Source organism: Streptomyces scabiei 87.22 (assembly GCF_000091305.1).
Lineage (GTDB): Bacteria > Actinomycetota > Actinomycetes > Streptomycetales > Streptomycetaceae > Streptomyces > Streptomyces scabiei.
Genome location: NC_013929.1, coordinates 4666133 through 4686049, shown reverse-complemented (window position 1 = coordinate 4686049; position 19917 = coordinate 4666133). Strand labels below are relative to the sequence as shown.

19 protein-coding genes and 1 tRNA gene are annotated in these 19917 nt (G+C 71.2%); 10 read left to right on the top strand and 10 right to left on the bottom strand.

The window, feature by feature from the left end; genetic code table 11:
- Nucleotides 1-93: 93 nt before the first annotated feature.
- Nucleotides 94-735, bottom strand: a complete 642-nt coding sequence (locus tag SCAB_RS19775; protein ID WP_013001848.1) for a sigma-70 family RNA polymerase sigma factor — start codon at nucleotides 733-735, stop codon at nucleotides 94-96.
- 235 nt (nucleotides 736-970) lie between these two features.
- Nucleotides 971-1726: a hypothetical protein gene (locus SCAB_RS19770; RefSeq protein ID WP_013001847.1), complete on the bottom strand. Its 756-nt coding sequence runs from the start codon at nucleotides 1724-1726 to the stop codon at nucleotides 971-973.
- A 478-nt stretch (nucleotides 1727-2204) separates the two neighbouring features.
- Between SCAB_RS19770 and SCAB_RS19765 the strand changes: the two genes are divergently transcribed.
- Nucleotides 2205-4139 (top strand): NAD-binding protein, encoded by a 1935-nt coding sequence (locus SCAB_RS19765; protein WP_013001846.1) that lies wholly within the window; start codon nucleotides 2205-2207, stop codon nucleotides 4137-4139.
- Between the two features lie 107 nt (nucleotides 4140-4246).
- On the opposite strand, the gene SCAB_RS19760 is transcribed toward SCAB_RS19765, so the two are convergent.
- Nucleotides 4247-5446 (bottom strand): GTP-binding protein, encoded by a 1200-nt coding sequence (locus SCAB_RS19760; protein WP_041670759.1) that lies wholly within the window; start codon nucleotides 5444-5446, stop codon nucleotides 4247-4249.
- An 11-nt stretch (nucleotides 5447-5457) separates the two neighbouring features.
- Complete coding sequence (rpmF, locus tag SCAB_RS19755) at nucleotides 5458-5628, bottom strand: 50S ribosomal protein L32 (RefSeq protein WP_013001844.1); 171 nt, start codon at nucleotides 5626-5628, stop codon at nucleotides 5458-5460.
- A 195-nt stretch (nucleotides 5629-5823) separates the two neighbouring features.
- Here rpmF and SCAB_RS19750 point away from each other — a divergent pair, with 195 nt between their 5' ends.
- From SCAB_RS19750 to SCAB_RS19740, 3 genes are all read left to right on the top strand, one after another.
- Nucleotides 5824-6807, top strand: coding sequence for a permease (locus SCAB_RS19750; RefSeq protein ID WP_013001843.1), 984 nt, complete (start codon nucleotides 5824-5826; stop codon nucleotides 6805-6807).
- The gene (locus SCAB_RS19745) at nucleotides 6804-7520 is read left to right on the top strand and encodes a TIGR03943 family putative permease subunit (RefSeq protein ID WP_013001842.1); all 717 of its coding nucleotides are present in this window, start codon (nucleotides 6804-6806) and stop codon (nucleotides 7518-7520) included. The genes SCAB_RS19750 and SCAB_RS19745 overlap by 4 nt, the downstream gene beginning before the upstream one ends.
- A gap of 651 nt (nucleotides 7521-8171) precedes the next feature.
- On the top strand, nucleotides 8172-9113 hold the full coding sequence (locus tag SCAB_RS19740) for a hypothetical protein (protein WP_106437277.1): 942 nt from the start codon (nucleotides 8172-8174) through the stop codon (nucleotides 9111-9113).
- 65 nt (nucleotides 9114-9178) lie between these two features.
- Here the strand turns inward: SCAB_RS19740 and SCAB_RS19735 are convergent, their stop codons facing one another.
- Nucleotides 9179-10447: a helix-turn-helix domain-containing protein gene (locus SCAB_RS19735; RefSeq protein ID WP_013001840.1), complete on the bottom strand. Its 1269-nt coding sequence runs from the start codon at nucleotides 10445-10447 to the stop codon at nucleotides 9179-9181.
- Between the two features lie 164 nt (nucleotides 10448-10611).
- Nucleotides 10612-11082 carry an ArsI/CadI family heavy metal resistance metalloenzyme gene (locus SCAB_RS19730; protein ID WP_013001839.1) on the bottom strand — a complete coding sequence of 157 codons (471 nt, stop codon included), beginning with the start codon at nucleotides 11080-11082 and terminating at the stop codon, nucleotides 10612-10614.
- Between the two features lie 80 nt (nucleotides 11083-11162).
- Between SCAB_RS19730 and SCAB_RS19725 the strand changes: the two genes are divergently transcribed.
- From SCAB_RS19725 to SCAB_RS19710, 4 genes are all read left to right on the top strand, one after another.
- Nucleotides 11163-11543 carry an ArsR/SmtB family transcription factor gene (locus tag SCAB_RS19725; protein WP_037727438.1) on the top strand — a complete coding sequence of 127 codons (381 nt, stop codon included), beginning with the start codon at nucleotides 11163-11165 and terminating at the stop codon, nucleotides 11541-11543.
- A gap of 115 nt (nucleotides 11544-11658) precedes the next feature.
- The gene (locus SCAB_RS19720) at nucleotides 11659-12273 is read left to right on the top strand and encodes an aquaporin (protein ID WP_013001837.1); all 615 of its coding nucleotides are present in this window, start codon (nucleotides 11659-11661) and stop codon (nucleotides 12271-12273) included.
- A gap of 27 nt (nucleotides 12274-12300) precedes the next feature.
- On the top strand, nucleotides 12301-12717 hold the full coding sequence (locus tag SCAB_RS19715; protein ID WP_041669392.1) for an arsenate reductase ArsC: 417 nt from the start codon (nucleotides 12301-12303) through the stop codon (nucleotides 12715-12717).
- A 2-nt stretch (nucleotides 12718-12719) separates the two neighbouring features.
- Nucleotides 12720-13223 carry a GNAT family N-acetyltransferase gene (locus SCAB_RS19710; protein WP_013001835.1) on the top strand — a complete coding sequence of 168 codons (504 nt, stop codon included), beginning with the start codon at nucleotides 12720-12722 and terminating at the stop codon, nucleotides 13221-13223.
- Nucleotides 13224-13297: 74 nt separating this feature from the next.
- Here SCAB_RS19710 and SCAB_RS19705 read toward each other — a convergent pair.
- The 3 genes from SCAB_RS19705 to SCAB_RS19695 all read right to left on the bottom strand — a co-directional run bounded on the left by SCAB_RS19705 (nucleotide 13298) and on the right by SCAB_RS19695 (nucleotide 15311).
- A tRNA-Pro gene (locus tag SCAB_RS19705) sits at nucleotides 13298-13371 on the bottom strand.
- Nucleotides 13372-13400: 29 nt separating this feature from the next.
- On the bottom strand, nucleotides 13401-14234 hold the full coding sequence (locus SCAB_RS19700) for a Pr6Pr family membrane protein (RefSeq protein WP_013001834.1): 834 nt from the start codon (nucleotides 14232-14234) through the stop codon (nucleotides 13401-13403).
- Nucleotides 14235-14381: 147 nt separating this feature from the next.
- A complete protein-coding gene (locus SCAB_RS19695; protein WP_013001833.1) occupies nucleotides 14382-15311 on the bottom strand; it encodes a metallophosphoesterase in 930 nt (309 codons plus the stop codon).
- Between the two features lie 298 nt (nucleotides 15312-15609).
- On the opposite strand from SCAB_RS19695, the gene SCAB_RS19690 reads away from it, so the two are divergent.
- Nucleotides 15610-16077 (top strand): GatB/YqeY domain-containing protein, encoded by a 468-nt coding sequence (locus SCAB_RS19690; protein ID WP_013001832.1) that lies wholly within the window; start codon nucleotides 15610-15612, stop codon nucleotides 16075-16077.
- Nucleotides 16078-16187: 110 nt separating this feature from the next.
- On the opposite strand, the gene SCAB_RS19685 is transcribed toward SCAB_RS19690, so the two are convergent.
- A complete protein-coding gene (locus SCAB_RS19685) occupies nucleotides 16188-18509 on the bottom strand; it encodes a transglycosylase domain-containing protein (protein ID WP_013001831.1) in 2322 nt (773 codons plus the stop codon).
- 672 nt (nucleotides 18510-19181) lie between these two features.
- Between SCAB_RS19685 and wblA the strand changes: the two genes are divergently transcribed.
- Nucleotides 19182-19520 carry a transcriptional regulator WblA gene (wblA, locus tag SCAB_RS19680; protein ID WP_013001830.1) on the top strand — a complete coding sequence of 113 codons (339 nt, stop codon included), beginning with the start codon at nucleotides 19182-19184 and terminating at the stop codon, nucleotides 19518-19520.
- The last annotated feature ends 397 nt before the right edge of the window (nucleotides 19521-19917 follow it).

Sequence of the window (19917 nt, the reverse complement as noted above, 5' to 3'; positions counted from 1 at the left end):
GAGAGCGGGAGCACCCCGCGCCCTGAAAGGGGCGCGGGGAACCGCCCGAGACCCCTCGCCGAACCCGCGGCCGGCCGACGACGCGGAACCCCCTCAGGCCGCCACCAGCACGCGCTCGTCCTCCCGTCCCTCCTCCTCCCGGCATGCCTCCGCCGACGCCAGCAACCGCACGAGCGTGCTCCGCGCCCGCGCCACCCGTGACCGCACCGTCCCGACGGGGCACCCGGCCAGCTCCGCCGCGTCCTCGTAGGACAGCCCGAGCATCTGCGTGAGCACGAACGCCTCACGCCGCTCCTCGGGCAGCGCGCCCAGCAGATCGGTCAGCGCCACACCGTCGTCGAAGCCGGGCAGCCCACGCGGCTGGGCGTGCTCGACGGCCAGCCGCCAGTCCGGCACGTCGGACAGCCGGGGCCGGGCCGCCGCGTACCGGAAGCTGTCGGTCACCGCCCGCCGGGCGATGGACAGCAGCCACGTACGGGCGGAGCACCGGCCCTCGAACCGGTGCAGGCTGCCGAGGGCCCGCAGGAACGTGTCCTGGGCGAGGTCGTCCACCGCCTGGGGATCGGCGCAGAGATGGGCGACGAACCGTCGGACGTCTCGCTGCAGCGCGCCGACGAACCGTTCGACGGCCTCCGGGTCCCCGCCACGGGCGGCCAGCGCCCAGGCGGTTATGGACTCGTCGGTCGTGGACCGGGGCGACGAACCCGATCCGGGCAGGGGGGCAGAAGTGATCACCTGGTGTCCTTCGTGGGCATCCGGGATCCGGACCGCCGGCACGGGCACGGGGGCGCACACGGTCACACGGCACAGCCGTAAGGACGGAGGACGTCCCGGTGAACGTGTGCGCGTCCGAGAACGCGCCGGATGGTCCGGTGAGCGAGGGAGGGCGGCCGTACGGCACGCGCGGGGGCGGCGTACGGCCGAAGCCCGAGGCGTGAGCCGGTTGGCTGCCTCGGGTCACCGGCTGTCGTCAGATGACAGCTGTCCCTGCGGGCGGACCCCGAGAGGTGATCGCGTGGACGAGAAGGAGCCGGCGCGGCGAACGGTCCGTGCGACCGCGGCGCACCCGCGGACGCGGCCGCTCGGCGACGACGTGCAGCGCGAGCGACAGCCGCAGCGGCGCGGCCAGCCGGCCGGCCACGGCCCGCAGCAGCCCGAAGGCCGCGCGTTCGCCGAACGCCAGCCACAGACCGCACAGCAGCGCGGCCAGCAGATGCGCGGCGAGCATGCCGGACGAGGACGCGTACAGGGACGCGAGCGAGGACATGAGCGACGAGGAGGGCTCGGCCGAGCCGTCCAGGAGGTGGCCGGTGTGGTCCACATGACCCAGGTGACCGCCCGCACCCACGGAACCCATCGCTTCCATGGAGCGCATCGGGTCCATGGAAGCCATCCGGTCCATGGATGCCATCCGGTCCATGGAAGCCGTCGAACCCATCGCGCCCGCACCGCCGGCGGCGGCCGACGGTACGGATGGCTGCGACAGTTCGAAGCCCCAGTGGAGGGCCGTCTGGGCGGCGACCACGACGGAGGTGATCAGGGGGAGTCCGCGTTCACGTCCGGCCAGGCACCAGCCGACGGCAGCGGTCACGACCGCCCCGACGGCCATCGCCCGCCAGGGGACGTGACTGCCCGACATCAGCACGTGGCCCAGGGCGGCGAGCAGCACACAGACGGCCGCGAACATCGCGGCGCGTGTCGTGCGCGAACCCCACCCTGCGGTCATGGCGCCCCATCCTCGCATCCGGACACCGCCGTCACCCCGTCCCTCTTGAGTACGGATGTCCACCCGTCGTCGCACTCACACCGCCAACTGTGATCCGGATCACTGAGAAACCGGTCGGGTGTATGGGGCAGTCTTCTGACTCGTGGGGACCCCTTCGCAGGACAACAGCCGTAACGGCCGGAACGCACAGGCGAGTTCGGGCGGACGACCGGACCGGACCGATCCGCCCGACCCGGTGCCGGACCCGGCGGTGACGACCGACCCGGTGCCGGACCCGGTACCGACGACCATCCCGCCGCCGACAACGACCATCCCGCCGCCGGCAACGACCGGCCCGGCCGCGACGGCGACCGGCCCGCGTACCCCGTCCGGTCCGGGTGTCCCGCCCGGTCGGCGCGCGCCGTCGGGCCCGCTCGCCGCGGGCAGGCAACCCGCCCCGGGCCGGCGCGGCCGAACGGCCGCCGACTCCGGCGCCCACATGGTCGTCTGCGGGGACGACGGGCTGGCGCACCGGCTCGCCGCGGAACTGCGGACCGTGTACCGGGAACAGGTGACGCTCGTCGTGCCGCCCACGGCGCGGGTCGCGCAGCGGCCGGTCGTCGGGCGCGCGCGGACCGCCGCCGCGTTCCTCGACCGGATGACGGCCGCGGTCAACCGGGCCACGGGCGCCCCCGACCCGGCGTCCGGCGACCGCACCGGCGAGGCCCGCACCGGCGAGGCCCGCACCCGGGACGGCGGCGCACGTGTCCTGGAGGCGGGGGAGGCCACCGAGGCGGTGCTCGCCGAGGCCGGGGTGGAGCGGGCCGCCGCGCTGGCCCTCGTCTACGACGACGACGAGACCAACATCCGTGCGGCGCTGACCGCCCGGCGCCTCAACCCCCGTCTGCGGCTGGTTCTGCGGCTCTACAACCGCCGCCTGGGGCAGTACATCGAGGAACTGCTCGACCAGGCGTCGGCGTTGGCGGCCGGCGACGGCGAGGCCGACGGGGTCGACGGGTTCGGCGCCTCGACGACCGTCCTCTCCGACGCCGACACCGCCGCGCCCGCGCTGGCCGCGACCGCCGTCGCCGGGACCAGCAAGGTCGTACAGACGGAGGGGCTGATGCTGCGGGCGGTGGAACGCCCGCCGGGCCGCGGCGGCCAGAGCCCCGGCGGCCTCTGCACGCTCGCCCTCCTGTCCGCGACCACCAACGACCCCGCCGGAACGGAGGGTTCCGAGGGCAGCGGCTCCCGCGGCCCCCAACTCCTGCCCGACGAAAGGGCGGTGGCGGAGGCCGGCGGACGCGGAACGGTCGTCCTCGACACCGTGCGCTACGCGGGGCCCGCGCTGCCGCCGAACAGGGCGGGCGGCGGTCCGCTCGGCGCCGTCGGCTCGCTGCTCTCGCGGCGGCTGCGCTGGTCGCTCGCGGGAATGATCGGGTGCGTGTTCGCGCTGGCCGTCGCGCAGATGGTGATCACCGGCGAGCATCCGCTGCAGGCGACGTACGCGACCCTCCTCGACCTCTTCGGGATCGCCGACCCGGCGACCGACCAGAGCGACTCCCGCCAGGTCCTGCAACTCCTGTCCGGGCTCATGGGCTTACTCCTGCTGCCCGTGCTGCTGGCCGCCGTGCTGGAAGCCCTCGGCACCTTCCGCAGCGGCACCGCCCTGCGCAAACCGCCCCGGGGTCTCTCCGGGCACGTCGTCCTCCTCGGCCTCAGCAAGATCGGCACCCGGGTGCTCGCCCGCCTGCGCGAACTCCACATCCCGGTGGTGTGCGTGGAGGACGACCCGGAGGCGCGCGGTCTCGCGGAGGCCCGGCGTCTCAGGGTGCCGGTGATCCTCGGCGACGTGACCCAGGAGGGCGTCCTGGAGGCCGCCAAGATCCACCGCGCGCACGCCCTCCTCGCCGTGACCAGCTCCGACACGACGAACCTCGAAGCCGGCCTGTACGCCCGTTCCGTACGGCCCGACCTGCGGGTCGTCCTGCGCCTGTACGACGACGACTTCGCCACCGCCGTCTACCGCACCCTGCGCGCCGCCCACCCGGGCGCCCTCACCCGCAGCCGCAGCGTCAGCCATCTCGCCGCGCCCGCCTTCGCCGGCGCGATGATGGGCCGCCAGATCCTGGGCGCGATCCCCGTCGAACGCCGCGTCCTGCTCTTCGCCGCCGTCGAGGTCCGCGGTCACCCTCGCCTGGAGGGCCGGACCGTGGCGGAGACCTTCCGGGCGGGCGCGTGGCGCGTCCTGGCCCTCGACACGGCCGCCCCCGCGGAGCCGGACACCGAGCGGACGCCGGGCGCGCCGGGGTCGGGCCTGGTCTGGGAGCTGCCGCCCACCTACGTCCTGCGCGCCGAGGACCGCGTGGTGCTGGCGGCCACGAGGCGCGGCCTGGCGGAACTGCTGGGGAGGCGTGCGGTGGCGGACGCGTAGCGGGGTGCGGCCCGGCGCCCCGCTTCTCAGGGGCGCGGGGAACTGCGCGACAAGCCCCCACGCACCCGCGGCCGACCAAGCACCGCATGCACCCCCACTCACCCCACTCACCCGCAGGCGACCCCGTGCGTCTCCCACGCGGGAAACGGATCCTCGAACCCCGCCGCGGAAGGCACCTCCCCCTCCCTCACCAGACAACCCGCCAAGGCCGAGCGCAGCGCCTCCGCCCGCAGCCCCGTCCCGATGAACACCAACTCCTGCGCGTACGAAGCCTCTTGAGCGTACGGAGCCTCCGACGCGAACGCCGCTTCCTCCGCACCCGGCGCCGAGTCGTCCCGCGCGGCCGACGGCTCGAACCGGGCGACGGAACCGGCCTGCGACCACAGCCCCACCACACGCGGCCGACCGGCGAGCGTGAAGAACCCCTTGGAGCGCAGGACGTGTCCGAAGTCCCCGCTGTCGAGGGCCTCGGTCACGAAGGTCCACAACCGCGCCGGATGGAAGGGCAGCGCGGACCGGAACACGGTCGAGGAGATGCCGTACTCCTCGGTCTCCGGCACATGGTCCCCGTTCAGCTCCCGCACCCACCCCGGCGCCTGCTGCGCACGTTCGAGGTCGAACACCCCCGTGCCGAGCACCTCCGCGACCCGCACCCGGCCATGGCTGACCGGCACGATCCGCGCCGCCGGATTCAGCCGGGCCAGGGTCGCCGCGAGCCGCTCGGCGGTCGCCGCGTCGACGAGGTCGAGCTTGTTCAGGACGATCACGTCGGCGAACTCCACCTGGTCCATCAGCAGATCGCTCACGGTGCGTTCGTCGTCCTCGTACTGGTCGAGCCCCCGGGCCGCCAGCTCGTCCCCGCCCGCCAGCTCCGGCAGGAAGTTCACCGCGTCGACCACGGTGACCATGGTGTCGAGCCGGGCGAGGTCCCCGAGCGTGGCCCCGTCGTCGCGCGCGAAGGCGAAGGTCGCGGCGACGGGCATCGGTTCGGAGATCCCCGAACTCTCGATGAGGAGGTAGTCGAACCGCCCCTCGCGCGCCAGCCGGTCCACCTCCTCCAGCAGATCGTCGCGCAGGGTGCAGCAGATGCACCCGTTGGTCATCTCGACCAGCCGCTCCTCCGTGCGCGACAGCGCCGCCTCGCCGCCGCGCACGAGGGCGGCGTCGATGTTGACCTCGCTCATGTCGTTGACGATGACGGCCACGCGGAGCCCCTCGCGGTTGGCGAGGACATGGTTGAGCAGGGTGGTCTTGCCCGCCCCGAGGAACCCGGAGAGGACGGTGACGGGCAGCCGTTCGTACGTTATGGCCGTCGCCCCTAGCCCTCGGGGTGGAGCAGCCCGCGCTCGTACGCCCTCAGCAGCCGCTGCGGTACGAGATGGGTGGCGCCGTCGACCGTGAACGGCACGGGCTGCGGCGTGCTCGCCTTCCACTGGGCGCGACGGTGACGGGTGTTGCTGCGGGACATCTTCCGCTTGGGTACGGCCATGGGGTCCTCCTCCACGGGCTTCACAGGTGACGGACCGGACGCTACATGAAAATGGATCCCATTACTAAAAGGGGCCTCCGGTGCGGTACGCCACCCCGCGACCGTGAGCAATGCCGTCATGCGCGCCGTATGGGGAGAAGGGGGCGAACCGGCCCCCGCCCGGCCCAGCCGTTCCCTACGGAGGTACCGTCCCCCGTGGCCACCACCAAGGAAGAAGCCCCCCAGCGCGGGCGGCACCTCGACCCACCGCTCGTCCTCACCATGCTGCTGGTCCTGGCGGTCGTGGCGCAGGGCCCGCTCCGCGGTCTGCTGTCCGCGCCCGTGACGCAGAGCTGGATGACGGTCTTCGTGGCGGTGGTCGTCCAGGCCCTGCCGTTCCTCGTCGTCGGCGTGCTGCTGTCGGCGGCCATCGCGGTGTTCGTGCCCGCCTCCTTCTTCGCCCGCGCGCTGCCCAAGCGCCCCGCGCTGGCGGTACCGGCGGCGGGCATGGCCGGTGTCGTCCTGCCGGGGTGCGAGTGCGCCTCGGTGCCGGTGGCGGGCGCCCTCGTGCGCCGGGGCGTGACCCCCGCGGCGGCGCTCGCCTTCCTCCTCTCCGCCCCCGCGATCAACCCGATCGTCCTGACCGCGACCGCCGTGGCCTTCCCCGGCAACCCCGAGATGGTGCTGGCCAGGTTCGTGGCGAGCCTGCTGGTGGCCTGCACGATGGGCTGGCTGTGGCAGCGGCTGGGCCGCGGTGAGTGGATGCGCCCGCCCGAGCGGCCGTCCTACGAGGGACAGAGCAAGGGCGCCGCCTTCTGGGGTTCGGTCCGGCACGACGTGATGCACGCCGGCGGGTTCCTGGTCGTCGGCGCGATCGCGGCGGCCACCCTCAAGGCGGTCGTCCCGGCGAGCTGGCTGAACGCCGCCGCCGGCAACCCGGTGATCGCGATCCTCGCCCTGGCGGTCCTGGCCGTCCTGCTCTCCATCTGCTCCGAGGCGGACGCGTTCGTGGCGGCCTCCCTGACCCAGTTCTCCCTGACCTCCCGGCTCGCCTTCCTGGTCGTCGGGCCGATGATCGACCTGAAACTCTTCGCCATGCAGACCGCCACCTTCGGCCGCGCCTTCGCGCTCCGCTTCGCGCCCGCCACCTTCGCCCTCGCGATCCTGGTGTCGGCCCTGGTCGGGGCGGTGTTCCTGTGAACCGTCAGGCCCAGACCGTCATCCTGTTCCTCACCGGCGGCGCCCTGCTGCACGCGGGCTTCACCGACCTCTACCTCCGCTACGTCAAGGCCGGCCTGCGGCCCCTCCTCATCGGGGCGGGCGTCGTCCTCATAGCCGCTGCCGTCGCCACGGTCGTGTACGAACGCCGGGCGCGGCGCCGGGGCGACGAGGAGCACGGCCACCACGAACCCCGGGTCTCCTGGCTGCTCGTCCTGCCCCTGCTGGCCCTCGTCCTGGTCGCCCCGCCCGCCGCCGGGTCCTACACCGCGATGCGCACCGGCAGCGCACTCCAGGAGCAGCCCTGGGGCTACCCCGCCCTCCCCGCCGCGGGCCCGCTCCGGCTGAGCGTCGCCGACTACGCCGGCCGCGCGGTGTACGACAAGGGCCGCGCCCTCTCCGGCCGCCCGCTCAAGATCGCCGGATTCCTCGCCCTCGACGGCTCGGGCCACCCCTACCTCGTCCGCATGGCTCTCAACTGCTGCGCCGCCGACGCCCAGCCCGTAAAGATCGCCCTCACCGGCGAACTGCCGGCCGTCCTGCGGCCCGACACCTGGATCGAGGTCACCGGCACCTACAGCCCGAAGCGGACCGAGGACCCCCTGAACGGCACCGCCGTCCCGTACCTCACGGTCACCGCCACCAAGCCGGTCAAGGCACCCGAGGACCCGTACGACGAGGCGTGGAACGGCTGAGAGCGCGGGGTGGCCGGGGATGTCCGGAGGCGTCAAAGCGGACGCGGACATGAAAGAACCCGGTCGCTGGCGACGGGGGATGCACCAGCGACCGGGCTATGGCCAAGGCTAACAAGGCTGGTCGTCGGACGGGAGCCGACTGCTCGACTGGGTTGTGGAGTTGTGATCGGTATCACGTGAGGGGCAGGCCCGCCCGGCCCGCGCCGGCGCTGGGGTGTGTCCGAGCAGCGAGGAGCCCGGCAGGACCGCGCCCCGTGTCACGCCACCGCGCGCACGGCCCCCGGCGCCGCCTCCCCATCTCAGGACGCCGTCCCAGGCAACGCGTGTCCGCGCAGCTCAGGGTGGGTGGGACGGTTGCGTCGTCGCGGGTTGGGCGGTGGTGCTTGCGGTGGTTCCTCGGTGTCTTCGAAGCTGTGGGTGTCGCACCGGCCGGGATGGATCGAGACCCCGGTACAGCGTGGTGACGACTCCCTCCTATGCCTGTGTACCGGGCATCCGTGTGCCTATGTGCCTGTGTGCCCGTTTGCTCGGGTGCCCGGTGTGCGACCGTCCGGCGGCGCCCTGCGACGCCCGGCGCTCCACGCCTTCGGGGCGGGGACATCCGGCTGGGAGGGACCCCTGATGACAACTCACCATGAAGGAAGACACGACATGATCAGGAACACCCGCACACGTCGTCGTCCGGGCCGCCGTGCGGCCTTCGCCGCCGGCCTCGTCCTGGCCGTCGGACTCGGTGTCCCGACACAGGCCGCGGCGCAGACCGCCGCCACCCCCACCTCCGCCACGACATCAGCGAAGCCGGCCGCCACGCCGCGGTCGATCACCGGGTTCAACGGCGACGGGATGACCCGGGTCGCCGACTTCTTCGGTGCGTACGTGGACGCGAAGGACGACTCCCCGGGCCCGGACACCGCGCTGGCGAAGGCGCTGCGCAAGCACTACCTGACGTCCGCCTTCGCCGAGCGGCTGAAGGCGTGGGAGAAGAAGAACAAGGTGGACGGCGTCCTGCGGGCCCAGAACGTCCCGGTGGAATGGACGGTGAGCGAGAGCGGCAACGGCCGTCACATCGTCGTCACCCTTACCTTCGGCGGCGGGGAGTCGCCGACGAAGACGACCAGGTTCGACGTGAAGCACAACCTGTTGGGCGACATCAGCGACATCAGCGACATCAGCGACATCCGGGCCATCGGCAAAGCCCCCGCGAAGCCGTCCGCCGCGGTGCGGTCGGTCAAGGGCAGGACCGGTGAGTCGGTGACCCGGGTCGCCGACTTCTTCGGTGCCTACGTGGACGCGAAGGACGACTCCCCGGGCCCGGACACCGCGCTGGCGAAGGCGCTGCGCAAGCACTACCTGACGTCCGCCTTCGCCGAGCGGCTGAAGGCGTGGGAGAAGAAGAACAAGGTGGACGGCGTCCTGCGGGCCCAGAACGTCCCAGTGGACTGGACGGTGAGCGAGGGCCGCAACAGCCGCGAGATCGCCGTCACCCATGCCTTCGGCGGAGGGGAGACGCCGTCGGTGTGGACCAACCTCGTCGTGAAGCTGGAGCCGGTGTACGGCGACGTCACCGACATCCGCACCAGGCCCACGCACTGAGGACGCGGTCGCTCCGCCCCCTCCGCCCGGTCCGCCCGGTCCGGCTTCGGCCGGAGGGCGTCTCGTCAGCCGCCGTCCGCCGCCATGTTGGCGGCGGGGATGGGGACCCAGCGGCCGGGTTGGTGGGAGATGCGGTCGTACCGGTAGCCCTCCAGCCCCGTGATGCTCGTGCTGCGGAACGGGCGGCCGTTGTCGTCGACGCGGACCGTGCCGGTGCGGCCCTGTGAGGACCAGGCGAGGTCGAGGTACCAGTCGCAGGTGCAGGTCCGGTTGAGCGTGGTGACCACGAGGACCTCGGGCTTTTGCAGGGAGACCCGGTAGGGGAAGTCGATCGCGGGGATGCGCGTACCCGCCCCGTCGTCGCCGGGCATGGAACGGGCCCGGGGCCGGTGCGCGTCGAGGTCCACGGCGAAGTAGCGGGGGAGGATGCCGGCGCCGCAACCGTCGCTCAGGGAGTAGACGACGCCCCGGTCGACGGCGGGAGCGGCGCGGTCGACCACGCGTACGTACAAAGCGTCCAGGACGACGGCTGCGCTGCCCCGTCCCTGGACCATGATCTGCACATCGGCGGTGCCGGCGTGCACAGCCCGCTGGGAGGTGACCCACGCCTCGACATCCCCCAGGTTCGGCGGGGGTGGTACCTGCCGGGACCCCTTGTCCACGACGTAGTCCTCGCCGCAACCGTTGAGTCCGCGTGTGTGGAAGTCGGCGGTCCAGGTGAGGGGCGCCACCACCGGGGCGGCGCCGGCGTCTGCCTGGTTCGGCTTGAGGTCGCCGCGTGTGACCGAGCCGGAGGGGGTGCCGGCGGCGGACGAGGTGAGGCCGAGCAGCGCGGCGACGAGCGAGGCCGCCAGCGCCGTCGCCCGCACGGGGCGGCGCCGGTCACGCCCGCCGGGGACCCGCGGCCGGGGCGGTGCGCTCGGCTCGGGGCTCCGGCCGGTCGGCGGGATCACCCCGGGTGCCTCCACGGCCGACCTGCCGCTGTTCGCCGGGGCGGCGCCCGCGGGACCGAGGGACGCCGCTGGATCCGTGGTGACCTGGGGCGCTCGTGTTTGCCGGGTGCCGGACGGGCGTGACCGTTGCCGCGTGGCGTAGGCCATGATCCACCGGCGGTGCAGCTCCGAGCGTTCCTCGGGGGAGGCGCCGCAGAGTACGGCGAACCGCTCGATCACGGCGAAGTCCTGAGGGACCGCCTCTCCGGAGCAGTACCGGTGCAGAGTGGAGGCGTGCAGGTCCAGTCGGCGGGCCAGCGCCGCGTAACTGCGGTCGGTACGCGCCTTCAGCCGCGTCAGCAGAAGCGCGAACTCCGCGATGTCGTCGTGGATCGAATCCATGTGATCCGTGCTCGTATCCTCTTGTCGGCCCGCAGCACGCCGAGCCTCTCACAGGACACGCACAACCACCGTCCACACCGGGCCCGTTCCGCGCACAGCCCCGCTCCTGCGGGGGCGGAGAACCGGCAGCCTTGCGCGTTCCGGCATCCACCCACGCAGGCTGGTCAGCCGCAGGAACACCCGACAGCGGCCGGGGCCTCGTCGGCGGCCTGGCTGGTGCAGCAGCCATCGCCGGTGGCGTTGGGGTCGGCGCTCTTGCCGAGGGTGTCGGCGTCGGCCTTGACGACGTAGACCTCCCACGGCTCCTTGCCGGGGCCGTGGACCCACACCTTGTCCTGGAGGGCGTAGCAGCAGGAGGTGTCGTTCTCCTCGAAGGTGGCCAGGCCGGCGTCCCTCAGGCGGGTGGTGGCGGCGTTGACCTGGTCGGTGGACGCGACCTCGACGCCGAGATGGTCCAGGCGGGTCTCCTCGCCGGGCTCGCCCTCGATGAGTACGAGCTTGAGCGGGGGTTCGGCGATGGCGAAGTTGGCGTAGCCCTCGCGGCGCTTGGCCGGTTCGGTGCCGAAGAGCTTCGCATAGAAGGTGATCGAGGCTTCGAGGTCGCTGACACGCAGGGCGAGCTGGGCACGAGACATGACATGACTCCGATCTGCTTGCATTGATGTCTGTCGATACAGAGCTTGCGCCTTGAATCGAGAAACGTCAACATAGAAGAATGTCGAAGCAAGAAATTTTGGTGATCGGGCAGGACGACGGGCCCGCCGGCTGCTGCCCGGGGCTGGTGACCGCCCCTCTGGATGACGTGCAGGCGGCCGACCTGGCGAAGATCTTCAAGGCGCTGGGCGACCCGGTCCGGCTGCGGCTGCTGTCGATGATCGCTTCGCGGCCGGGCGGCGAGGTCTGCGTGTGTGAACTGACACCTGCCTTCGACCTCTCGCAGCCGACGATCTCGCATCACCTGAAGCTGCTCCGGCAGGCGGGGCTGATCGACTGCGAGCGTCGCGGGACGTGGGTGTACTACTGGGTGCTGCCGGGCACTCTGGACCGGCTGTCCGCGTTCCTGGCGACCACGCAGACGGCTGAGGCGACCGCGTGAGCGCATCGCTCGGCCGCCGGGCGCTCGCTGAGGCGGTGGGTTCGGCCGCCCTGGTCGCGGTGGTGGCGGCTCCGACATCCAGGCCACCGAACTGACCGATGACGTCGGCGTCCAGTTGCTCGCCAACTCCCTGGCCACCGTGTTCGGCCCGGGCGTGCTCATCGCGCTGTTCGGGCCGGTCTCCGGCGCGCACTTCAACCCCGTGGTGACGCTCGCGGCCTGGTTCACCGGCCGCCGCACCCCCGACGGGCTGACCCTCCGGGACCTGGCCGCGTACCTCCCGGCCCAGACGGCCAGGGCGATCGGTGGCGCCGTCCTGGCCGATGCCATGTTCGCCGAGCCGTTGGTCCAGTGGTCCACCCATGACCGCTCCGCCGGTCACCTCTGGCTCGGTGAACTGGTCGCGACCGCCGGGCTCGTCCTGCTCGTCCTCGGCCTCGCCCGCACCGGCCGCACCCAACTCGCCCCCGTCGCCGTGGCCTCCTACATCGGCGCGGCGTACTGGTTCACGTCCTCAACGTCGTTCGCCAATCCGGCCGTCACCATCGGGCGCGCCTTCACGGACACGTTCGCCGGCATCGCACCCGCCTCGGTCATCCCGTTCATCGTGGCCCAGCTCGCCGGTGCCGTCATCGGCCTCGGCCTGGTCGCCGCCGTGTTCACCCACCCCGCACCGCCCCAGACCGGCACCGTCGTCACCGACGGCGAACCCGAACTCGCCACCCCCTGACCCGCCCTGCTCAGAAAGACACCCGTGATGACCACTGCCGACGCGCGCCCCTCAGTCCTGTTCGTCTGCATCCACAACGCCGGCCGCTCCCAGATGGCCGCCGCCTTCCTCACCCACCTCGCGGGCGACCGCGTCCAGGTGCGCTCCGCGGGTTCCGCCCCCGCCGACACCGTGAACACCGCCGTGGTCGACGCCCTGGCCGAGGTGGGCATCGACATCTCGGCCGAGGTCCCCAAGATGCTCACCGTGGAGGCCGTCCAGGCGTCCGACGTCGTCATCACCATGGGCTGCGGCGACACCTGCCCGGTCTTCCCCGGCAAGCGCTACCTCGACTGGGGGCTCCCCGACCCGGCCGGACAGGGAGTCGAAGCGGTCCGCCCTATCCGCGACGAGATCGAAAAGCGCATCCGCGGCCTGGTCGACGACATCGCCCCGGCGAGCTGACCATGGGAGCGGCTGACGAGTACCGCATCACCTCGATGCGCGCCGAACACGCCCACCAGGTCCTGACGATCTACCAACTGGGTATCGACGAAGGCAGAGCCACCTTCGAGACCACCGCCCCCACCTGGGAAGAGTTCGACGAGACAAAGCTTCCGCACCACCGATACGTCGCCCTCGACGGCGCGGGCATGGTCCTGGGCTGGGTCGCGGCCGTGCCGGTCTCCGACCGATGCGCGTACGCCGGCGTCGTCGAGCACTCGGTGTACGTCCACCCCGACGCACGAGGACACGGCATCGGAGCCGCACTGCTCCGAGAATTGATCAGGTCCACCGAGGCCGCCGGGATCTGGACGATCCAATCCGGCATCTTCCCCGACAACACCGCCAGCCTCGCCGTCCATCAGAAGACAGGCTTCCGCGTCGTCGGCACGCGCGAGCGCCTAGGTCGACATCGCGGCGTATGGCGCGACGTCGTACTGATCGAACGCCGGAGTCCAGCGCTCTGACACGTCACAGATCGGAGAACGAGGAAGGCCCGGCGCTGATTTCTCAGCACCGGGCCTGACCTGCTGTTTCACTGTCGGGGTGGCGGGATTTGAACCCACGACCTCTTCGTCCCGAACGAAGCGCGCTGCCAAGCTGCGCTACACCCCGATTGTCACTGCTTGTCGCGGCGACGTCGTTTACTTTAGCCCACCGGTGGCCGGAGACGAAATCCGGTTTTCGGGGCGTCGGTCGGGGCGGTCCGGGCGGCCCCTGCGGGGGTGTACGGGGTCGGGGCGGAGGTGGTCGACCACGACGAGGAGGAGCGCGAGGGCGTAGAAGGCGAGGCCCAGGAGCAGGGCGTTGCCGAGCACGCTCTTGTAGCCGTGGCGGTCGACGTCCAGGAAGGGGTAGAGGTACGGGGCCGGCCAGTCGGGGGTCACGAAGGCGGCTCGGCCGAGGGTGAACGCCAGGAACCCCAGCGGGTAGATCAGCCAGGCCGTCGCGTGGCTCAGGCGTGGCGGTGCCGGGCGGGTCAGGAGCAGCCAGTCCACCACCACCGCGAGCGGGATCGCCGTGTGGAAGGCCGCGTCCGTCCATGCGAGCCAGCCGGTGGGGGCCGCCGGGGTGCCCGTCGACGTCATCGTCATGGAGAAGGGCGTCGCGTCCCTCGTGAGGACCAGGTGGTGGACCAAGGCCGTGATCACGGCGTAGAGAACCGTGCCGAGCGTCATCCAGGACGGCAGGGGGCGGCGGGCGAGCCACGCGCCGCGGGCCGAGGCGGCGAAGACCAGCGCCACCAGGGCCGTGCTCTGGACCGCGAAGTGGCTGAACGCCCGCAGCGGGCTGCCCAGCACCATCTCGATCACCACGGCCGCTGCCGCCGCCAGTGCGACCAGGGCGCGGTACGCCGCCGCCGGTGCGCGTCGTGTCGGTGCCACCACCGCCGTCGCGGGCACGACGGATGTCACCGGTGCGGGGATGCCCGAGATCGCGGGCAGGTCGGGGATGTCCCTGGGTATCGGTGCGGTCATGCGCTCACGCTAGGACGCCCCCGTGAAACGGGCCATTCGGGATGATCCGTACGAGGGGGGTGTTTCGTCGCCTGACCACTCCGTCTGTGGCGGCTCCGGCGCTGCTGCCCGCTGGCTCGAGGCTCGCCCCTCCCCGTCCCCTTACCTCTACTTTTTCCGCGCCACCAACGTGAGCAGCGATGCCTCCGGCGGGCACGCGAACCTCACCGGGGTGTAGCGGCTCGTGCCGCAGCCGGCCGACACGTGCATGTACGCCGTGCGGCCGTCGGCCGTGTGCGTGGAGAGGCCCTTCACGCGGTCGGTGTCGAGGTCGCAGTTGGTGACGAGGGCGCCGTAGAAGGGGATGCAGAGCTGGCCGCCGTGCGTGTGGCCGGCGAGGACGAGGGGGTAGCCGTCGGCGGTGAAGGCGTGGAGGGCACGGAGATAGGGAGCGTGCACGACGCCCAGGGAGAGATCGGCGGAGTCGGACGGGCCGCCGGCCACGCGGGCGTAGCGGTCCCGCTTGATGTGCGGGTCGTCGAGGCCGGTCAGCTCGACCGACATGCCCTCGATCTTCAGCGTGCCGCGGGTGTTGGTGAGGTTGAGCCAGCCCGCCCCGTCGAATCCGTCCCGGAGGTCCTCCCACGGGTTGTGGACGGCGCCGACCACCGGCTTGTTGCCGTTCAGACCGTGGCGGCCCTGGACCTTCTCCAGGAGATAACGGGCGGGGTTGCGCAGGGTCGGGCCGTAGTAGTCGTTGGAGCCGAAGACGTAGGCGCCCGGGAACTCCATCAGCGGACCGAGCGAGTCCAGTACCTCGGGGACGCCCTCGGGGTCGGAGAGGTTGTCACCGGTGTTGATCACGAAGTCCGGGCGCAGTCCGGCCAGGGACCGCAGCCAGCGCTGCTTCTTGCGCTGTCCGCTCACCATGTGGATGTCGGAGACCTGGAGTATGCGCAGCGGACGCATGCCCGGTGGCAGCACCGGCACCGTCACCCGCCGCAGCCGGAAGGAGCGGGCCTCGATACCCGCCGCATACACCAGACCGGCGGCACCGACCGCCGCGATCCCCAGAGGTACTCCGTATCGCGCTTGCATGTGTCCATCGTGTCAGACCCCGTCGGCCCCGAGCACACACCTGTGGACAACCGCCGGCCAGCCACCCGCGCCCGCCAACTCCCCCTGTGGACAACTCACTCCGGACTGTCCACACGACCGATGTCCGACCAAGGGCCGACCGAGGTTCTACCTACGTCCGACCGACGTCCCGGCCATCTCCTGTCCTTCCCTGGACAGAACCCGAGCCCTCACCACCCGGCGCCCGACCTTCCCCCCACCGCACACACCAGCGAAATCAAGGCGCGCTCTCCCCACCACACCTGCGACAATCGGCCCCATGACCACGCTCAAGTCGAAGCTGCAGGAAGACCTCAACGCCGCCATCAAGGAGCGCGACGAGCTCCGCTCCTCGACGCTCCGGCTGACCCTGACCGCGATCACCAAGGAAGAGGTCGCCGGCAAGGAGAAGCGCGAGCTCTCCGACGACGAGGTGCTCCAGGTGATCACCAAGGAGGCGAAGAAGCGCCGCGAGGCCGCGGACGCCTTCGCCCAGGGCGGTCGTCCCGAGTCGGCCGAGCGGGAGAAGGCGGAGGGTGCGCTGCTCGCCGAGTACCTGCCCAAGCAGCTGTCCGACGAGGAGCTGAAGCAGATCGTCGTCCAGGCCGTCGAGGAGGCCCGGGCCGCCGGTGCGGAGGGCCCGCGCGCGATGGGCCAGGTCATGAAGATCGTCAACCCGAAGGTGGCCGGGCTCGCCGAGGGCGGCCGCGTCGCCGCCCTCGTCAAGCAGCAGCTCGCGAGCGCCTGACCAGCCCCGGCAACCAGTCCGGGAGACGCGGTACAACGGCGGTGGGGGCGCCCCTTCTCAAGGGGCGCCCCCACCGCCGTACTCATTCACCCGGCCGGTGACGGTGGCCGTCAGCCGAAGCGGCCTCCGTTGCCGTTCCCGTTGTTCCCGCCGTTCGTCTGCCCCTGGATGAAGTTCTCCGGGAAGCTGAACTCCGGGGTCGGGAAGGTGTTGCCGCCGTCGGCGCCGCCGATGAAGCCGCCACCGTTGCCGCGGTTGTCACCGTTGCCGTTGTCGTCGTTGTTCCCGTTCCCGTTGCCGTTCCCATTGCCGTCGTTGTCGTCGTCCCCGCGGCCGCGCTCCGGCCGGTCCTCGGGAAGGTAGACCTTGTTGAAGTCGGGCCGGGGCTTGCCCTCCAGCGCGCCGGTCATCATGTCGCGCCAGATCGGGCCGGGGACCTTTCCACCGAAGACCTTGGGGTACCTCTCACCGCCGATGACGATGTTCACCATCTGACGCTCGTGCGCGGGGTCGCCCACCCAGACGGCGCCGGCCATGTTCGGGGTGTAGCCCACGAACCAGGCCGCGTAACGGCCGTCCGTCGTACCGGTCTTGCCGGCGCTGGGGCGGCTGGGGCCGAGGCCGGCCTCCGTACCCGTACCGTCCTCGACCACACCCTTGAGCAGGGCGCTGATGGTGTCGGCGGTGTTCTCGGACATGGCCCGCGAGCAGGTCGACTTCGGGACCTCCAACGACTTCGACTTCTCGCCGACCCGCTGCGTGATGGACTCGATGGCGACCGGCGTGCAGTACATCCCGCGCGCGGCGAAGGTCGCGTACCCGTTCGCCATGGTCAGCGGGGACATCTCCTGGGTGCCGAGAGCTATCGACGGAGCCTGGTCGATCTTGCGGCCGTCGGCCCGCCCGACGCCCATGCTCTTGGCCATCTTCGTCACCGGGCAGATGCCGATGTCCGCGATCATCTGCACGAAGTAGGTGTTGACCGACAGCGCGGTCGCCTTCCGCAGGGAGTACGGTCCGACCTCGCTCGCGCTCTCGTTCTCGAGCTTCGCGGCGGCGGTGCCGGTGCCGTTGCGCCAGGTGCCGCCGCCACAGGTGGGGATCGGGCTCGGATAGGCCATCCGGTACGGCGAGGGGTAGACCTTCCCCGGGGACATGCCGTCCTCCAGGGCCGCCGCGGCGACGATCGGCTTGAACGTCGAACCGGGCTGGTAGCCCGCTCCGCCGCCCATGGACTCGTCCACCGAGAGGTTTATCGTCGTCTCGTTCTTCTTGGTGTCGAGTCCGTACGGCCTCGACTGCCCCATGGCGAGGATCTTGCCGGTGCCGGGCTCCACGATGGTGGCGGCGGTGGCGACCTCGTCCTTCTGGTAGACGTGCCTCTTGACGGAGGCCTGGACCGACTTCTGGGCCTTCGGGTCCATCGTCGTCCGGATCGTCAGACCGCCCTGGTTCCAGATCTTGGCCCGGGCCTCCTTGGACTTTCCGAACATCGGATTGGTCAGGAAGACCTCGCGCACGTAGTCGCAGAAGAAGCCCGCGCCCTTGACGGCCGTGATGCAGCCGTTCTTCGGCTTGCTGATGTCCAGCCCGAGCGGCTTCTCCTTGGCCTTGTCGGCCTCCGCCTGGGAGATGTCACCGAGGTCGGCCATGCGCTGCAGCACGGTGTTGCGCCGCTTGGTGGCTTCCTGGGGGTCGTTCACCGGGTCGTACCGGCTGGGCGACTGCACGATTCCGGCGAGGAGCGCGGCCTCGTCCACGTCCAGGTCCTTGGCGGACTTGGAGAAGTAGCGCTGCGACGCGGCCTCGACGCCGTAGGCCTGCTGGCCGAAGAACGTGATGTTCAGGTAGTTCTCGAGGATCTTCTTCTTGCCGAGTTCCTCTTCGAGCTGGATCGCCTTCTTCAGCTCGTTGATCTTCCGGCCGAGGGTCTGCTGGGTGGCCTGCGCGACCAGCGTCGGGTCGTCACCGGCCTCCTCCACCGCGACGTTCTTCACGAGCTGCTGCGTCAGGGTGGACGCGCCCTGGGCGACACCGCCCTCCCGCGCGTTCCGGTTGAGCGCCCGCAGGACGCCCTTCAGGTCGATCGCGCCGTGCTGGTAGAAGCGGGCGTCCTCGATGGCGATGATCGCCTGCTGCATGTACGGCGAGATCTCCTTGAGATCGACCACCGTACGGTCGCGGCTGTACACCGTGGCGATCGTGTCGCCCTTGCTGTCGAGGATCGAGGTGCGCTGGCTCAGCGGCGGCTGCTTGAGGTTGGCGGGGAGCTCGTCGAACCCCTCGACCGACCCCTTGGCCGCCAGCCCCAGGGCGCCGACCGCGGGCAGCGCGATGCCCGCCATGACGGCACCGGCGAGCACGCTGACACCTAGGAACTTGGCGGCCTGCTGCGTGGCGGACAGACCACCACCCGAGCGCTTGTTTGGCATGAGGGCAGCCTAATCCGTAGCGACGGCCGTTCCGAAGGAGCCGGTGGGTCCAGAGGGGTACGGGTGCCGGATCGTGACATCCGGTGTCCGCCATGGGGGTGGCGCGGGTGTGAACGCCCACCTCACGGGGGTGGAACGCGCACCCCACGGGGGTGGCGCATGTGTGGGGGCGGCCGCCGAACCAGGCCCGGCATGGCGTCGGCACCTCTGCGGCATGGCGCCGGCACCTCCGCGGCGAGATGCCGCGGAGGCGAAGAGAACATGAACGGTTGTCTACGTTCCCATTCGCCGGACACGCGCGCAGGCGTTGGCCTAAGCTGCTCTCAACTGTCACAGCCATAGGCCCTTGTATCAAGTACGTCCAGCGAGCCCGAATCGTTCTGACGTTCTTCCGATTTTTTTCGAGTGCCGTGTCCGAATACGCCTCGTGTGTCATTCAGTGTCCGTTGTGACGCATGTCAACCATCCCGTTCTGCCGGGAAAGTCACGTATGCCCTCAGGTCACTCCCGCGGGTGATCTGCCGCTTACGCATAGTCCGTTCGGGCCATTCAAGATTGGGCCCGAAGGGGGTGTTGCGCTGTGCCCACCTTCCGTAACGTCCTCAACTGGCGGCGGTGAATATGCCGCTGCCGCCGTGGGGGAGCCTCGATTCGGGAGAGGACGGCGCCGGTATGGGCTGGGTAACCGACTGGAGTGCGCAGGCTGCCTGCCGCACTACCGATCCGGATGAACTGTTCGTTCAAGGAGCAGCGCAGAACAGGGCCAAGGCGGTGTGCACCGGTTGCCCGGTGCGGACGGAGTGCCTGGCGGACGCGCTGGACAACCGCGTCGAGTTCGGCGTGTGGGGAGGAATGACGGAGCGTGAGCGTCGCGCACTGCTGCGCAGGCGTCCGACCGTCACGTCTTGGCGCAGGCTGCTGGAGACCGCGCGCACGGAGTACGAGCGTGGCGCGGGCATTCTGCCGCTCGACGATGACGAGATCTACGAGAACTACGCGGCAGTGAGCTGACGGCGACGGCCCCTCCGGGCCACGTCGGTCGAGGGCGCCCTTGAGGTGTCGGCGCGTCGGGCAGGTGTGCCGGCTCTCGGGTGCCCCGAGGCGTGGATCAACGGGCGGGCCGTGGTGCGGCCTTGGTGGTCTTACGGAGACGGACCACGGAGACGGGCCACGGGAGCGCTCCACTGGGCGGACCAGGGGACGTCCTGGCCTGCCGCACCACACAGTGATGCAGCCTCGGCGGCTCATGCGGTTGTGTGGCAACCGTCGTTGTCGGTCGTCTGTACTCGTGCACCTCGTGCGGGTGGCCGTCGTCGTGCGTGCGGTCCTGTGCCTCCTGCAGTGCCGCAGCCCTGAAGTTGTGTAAGTGCCGTCAGGTCCTCCGGTCGTACGGTCCTGCCGTCGTGCG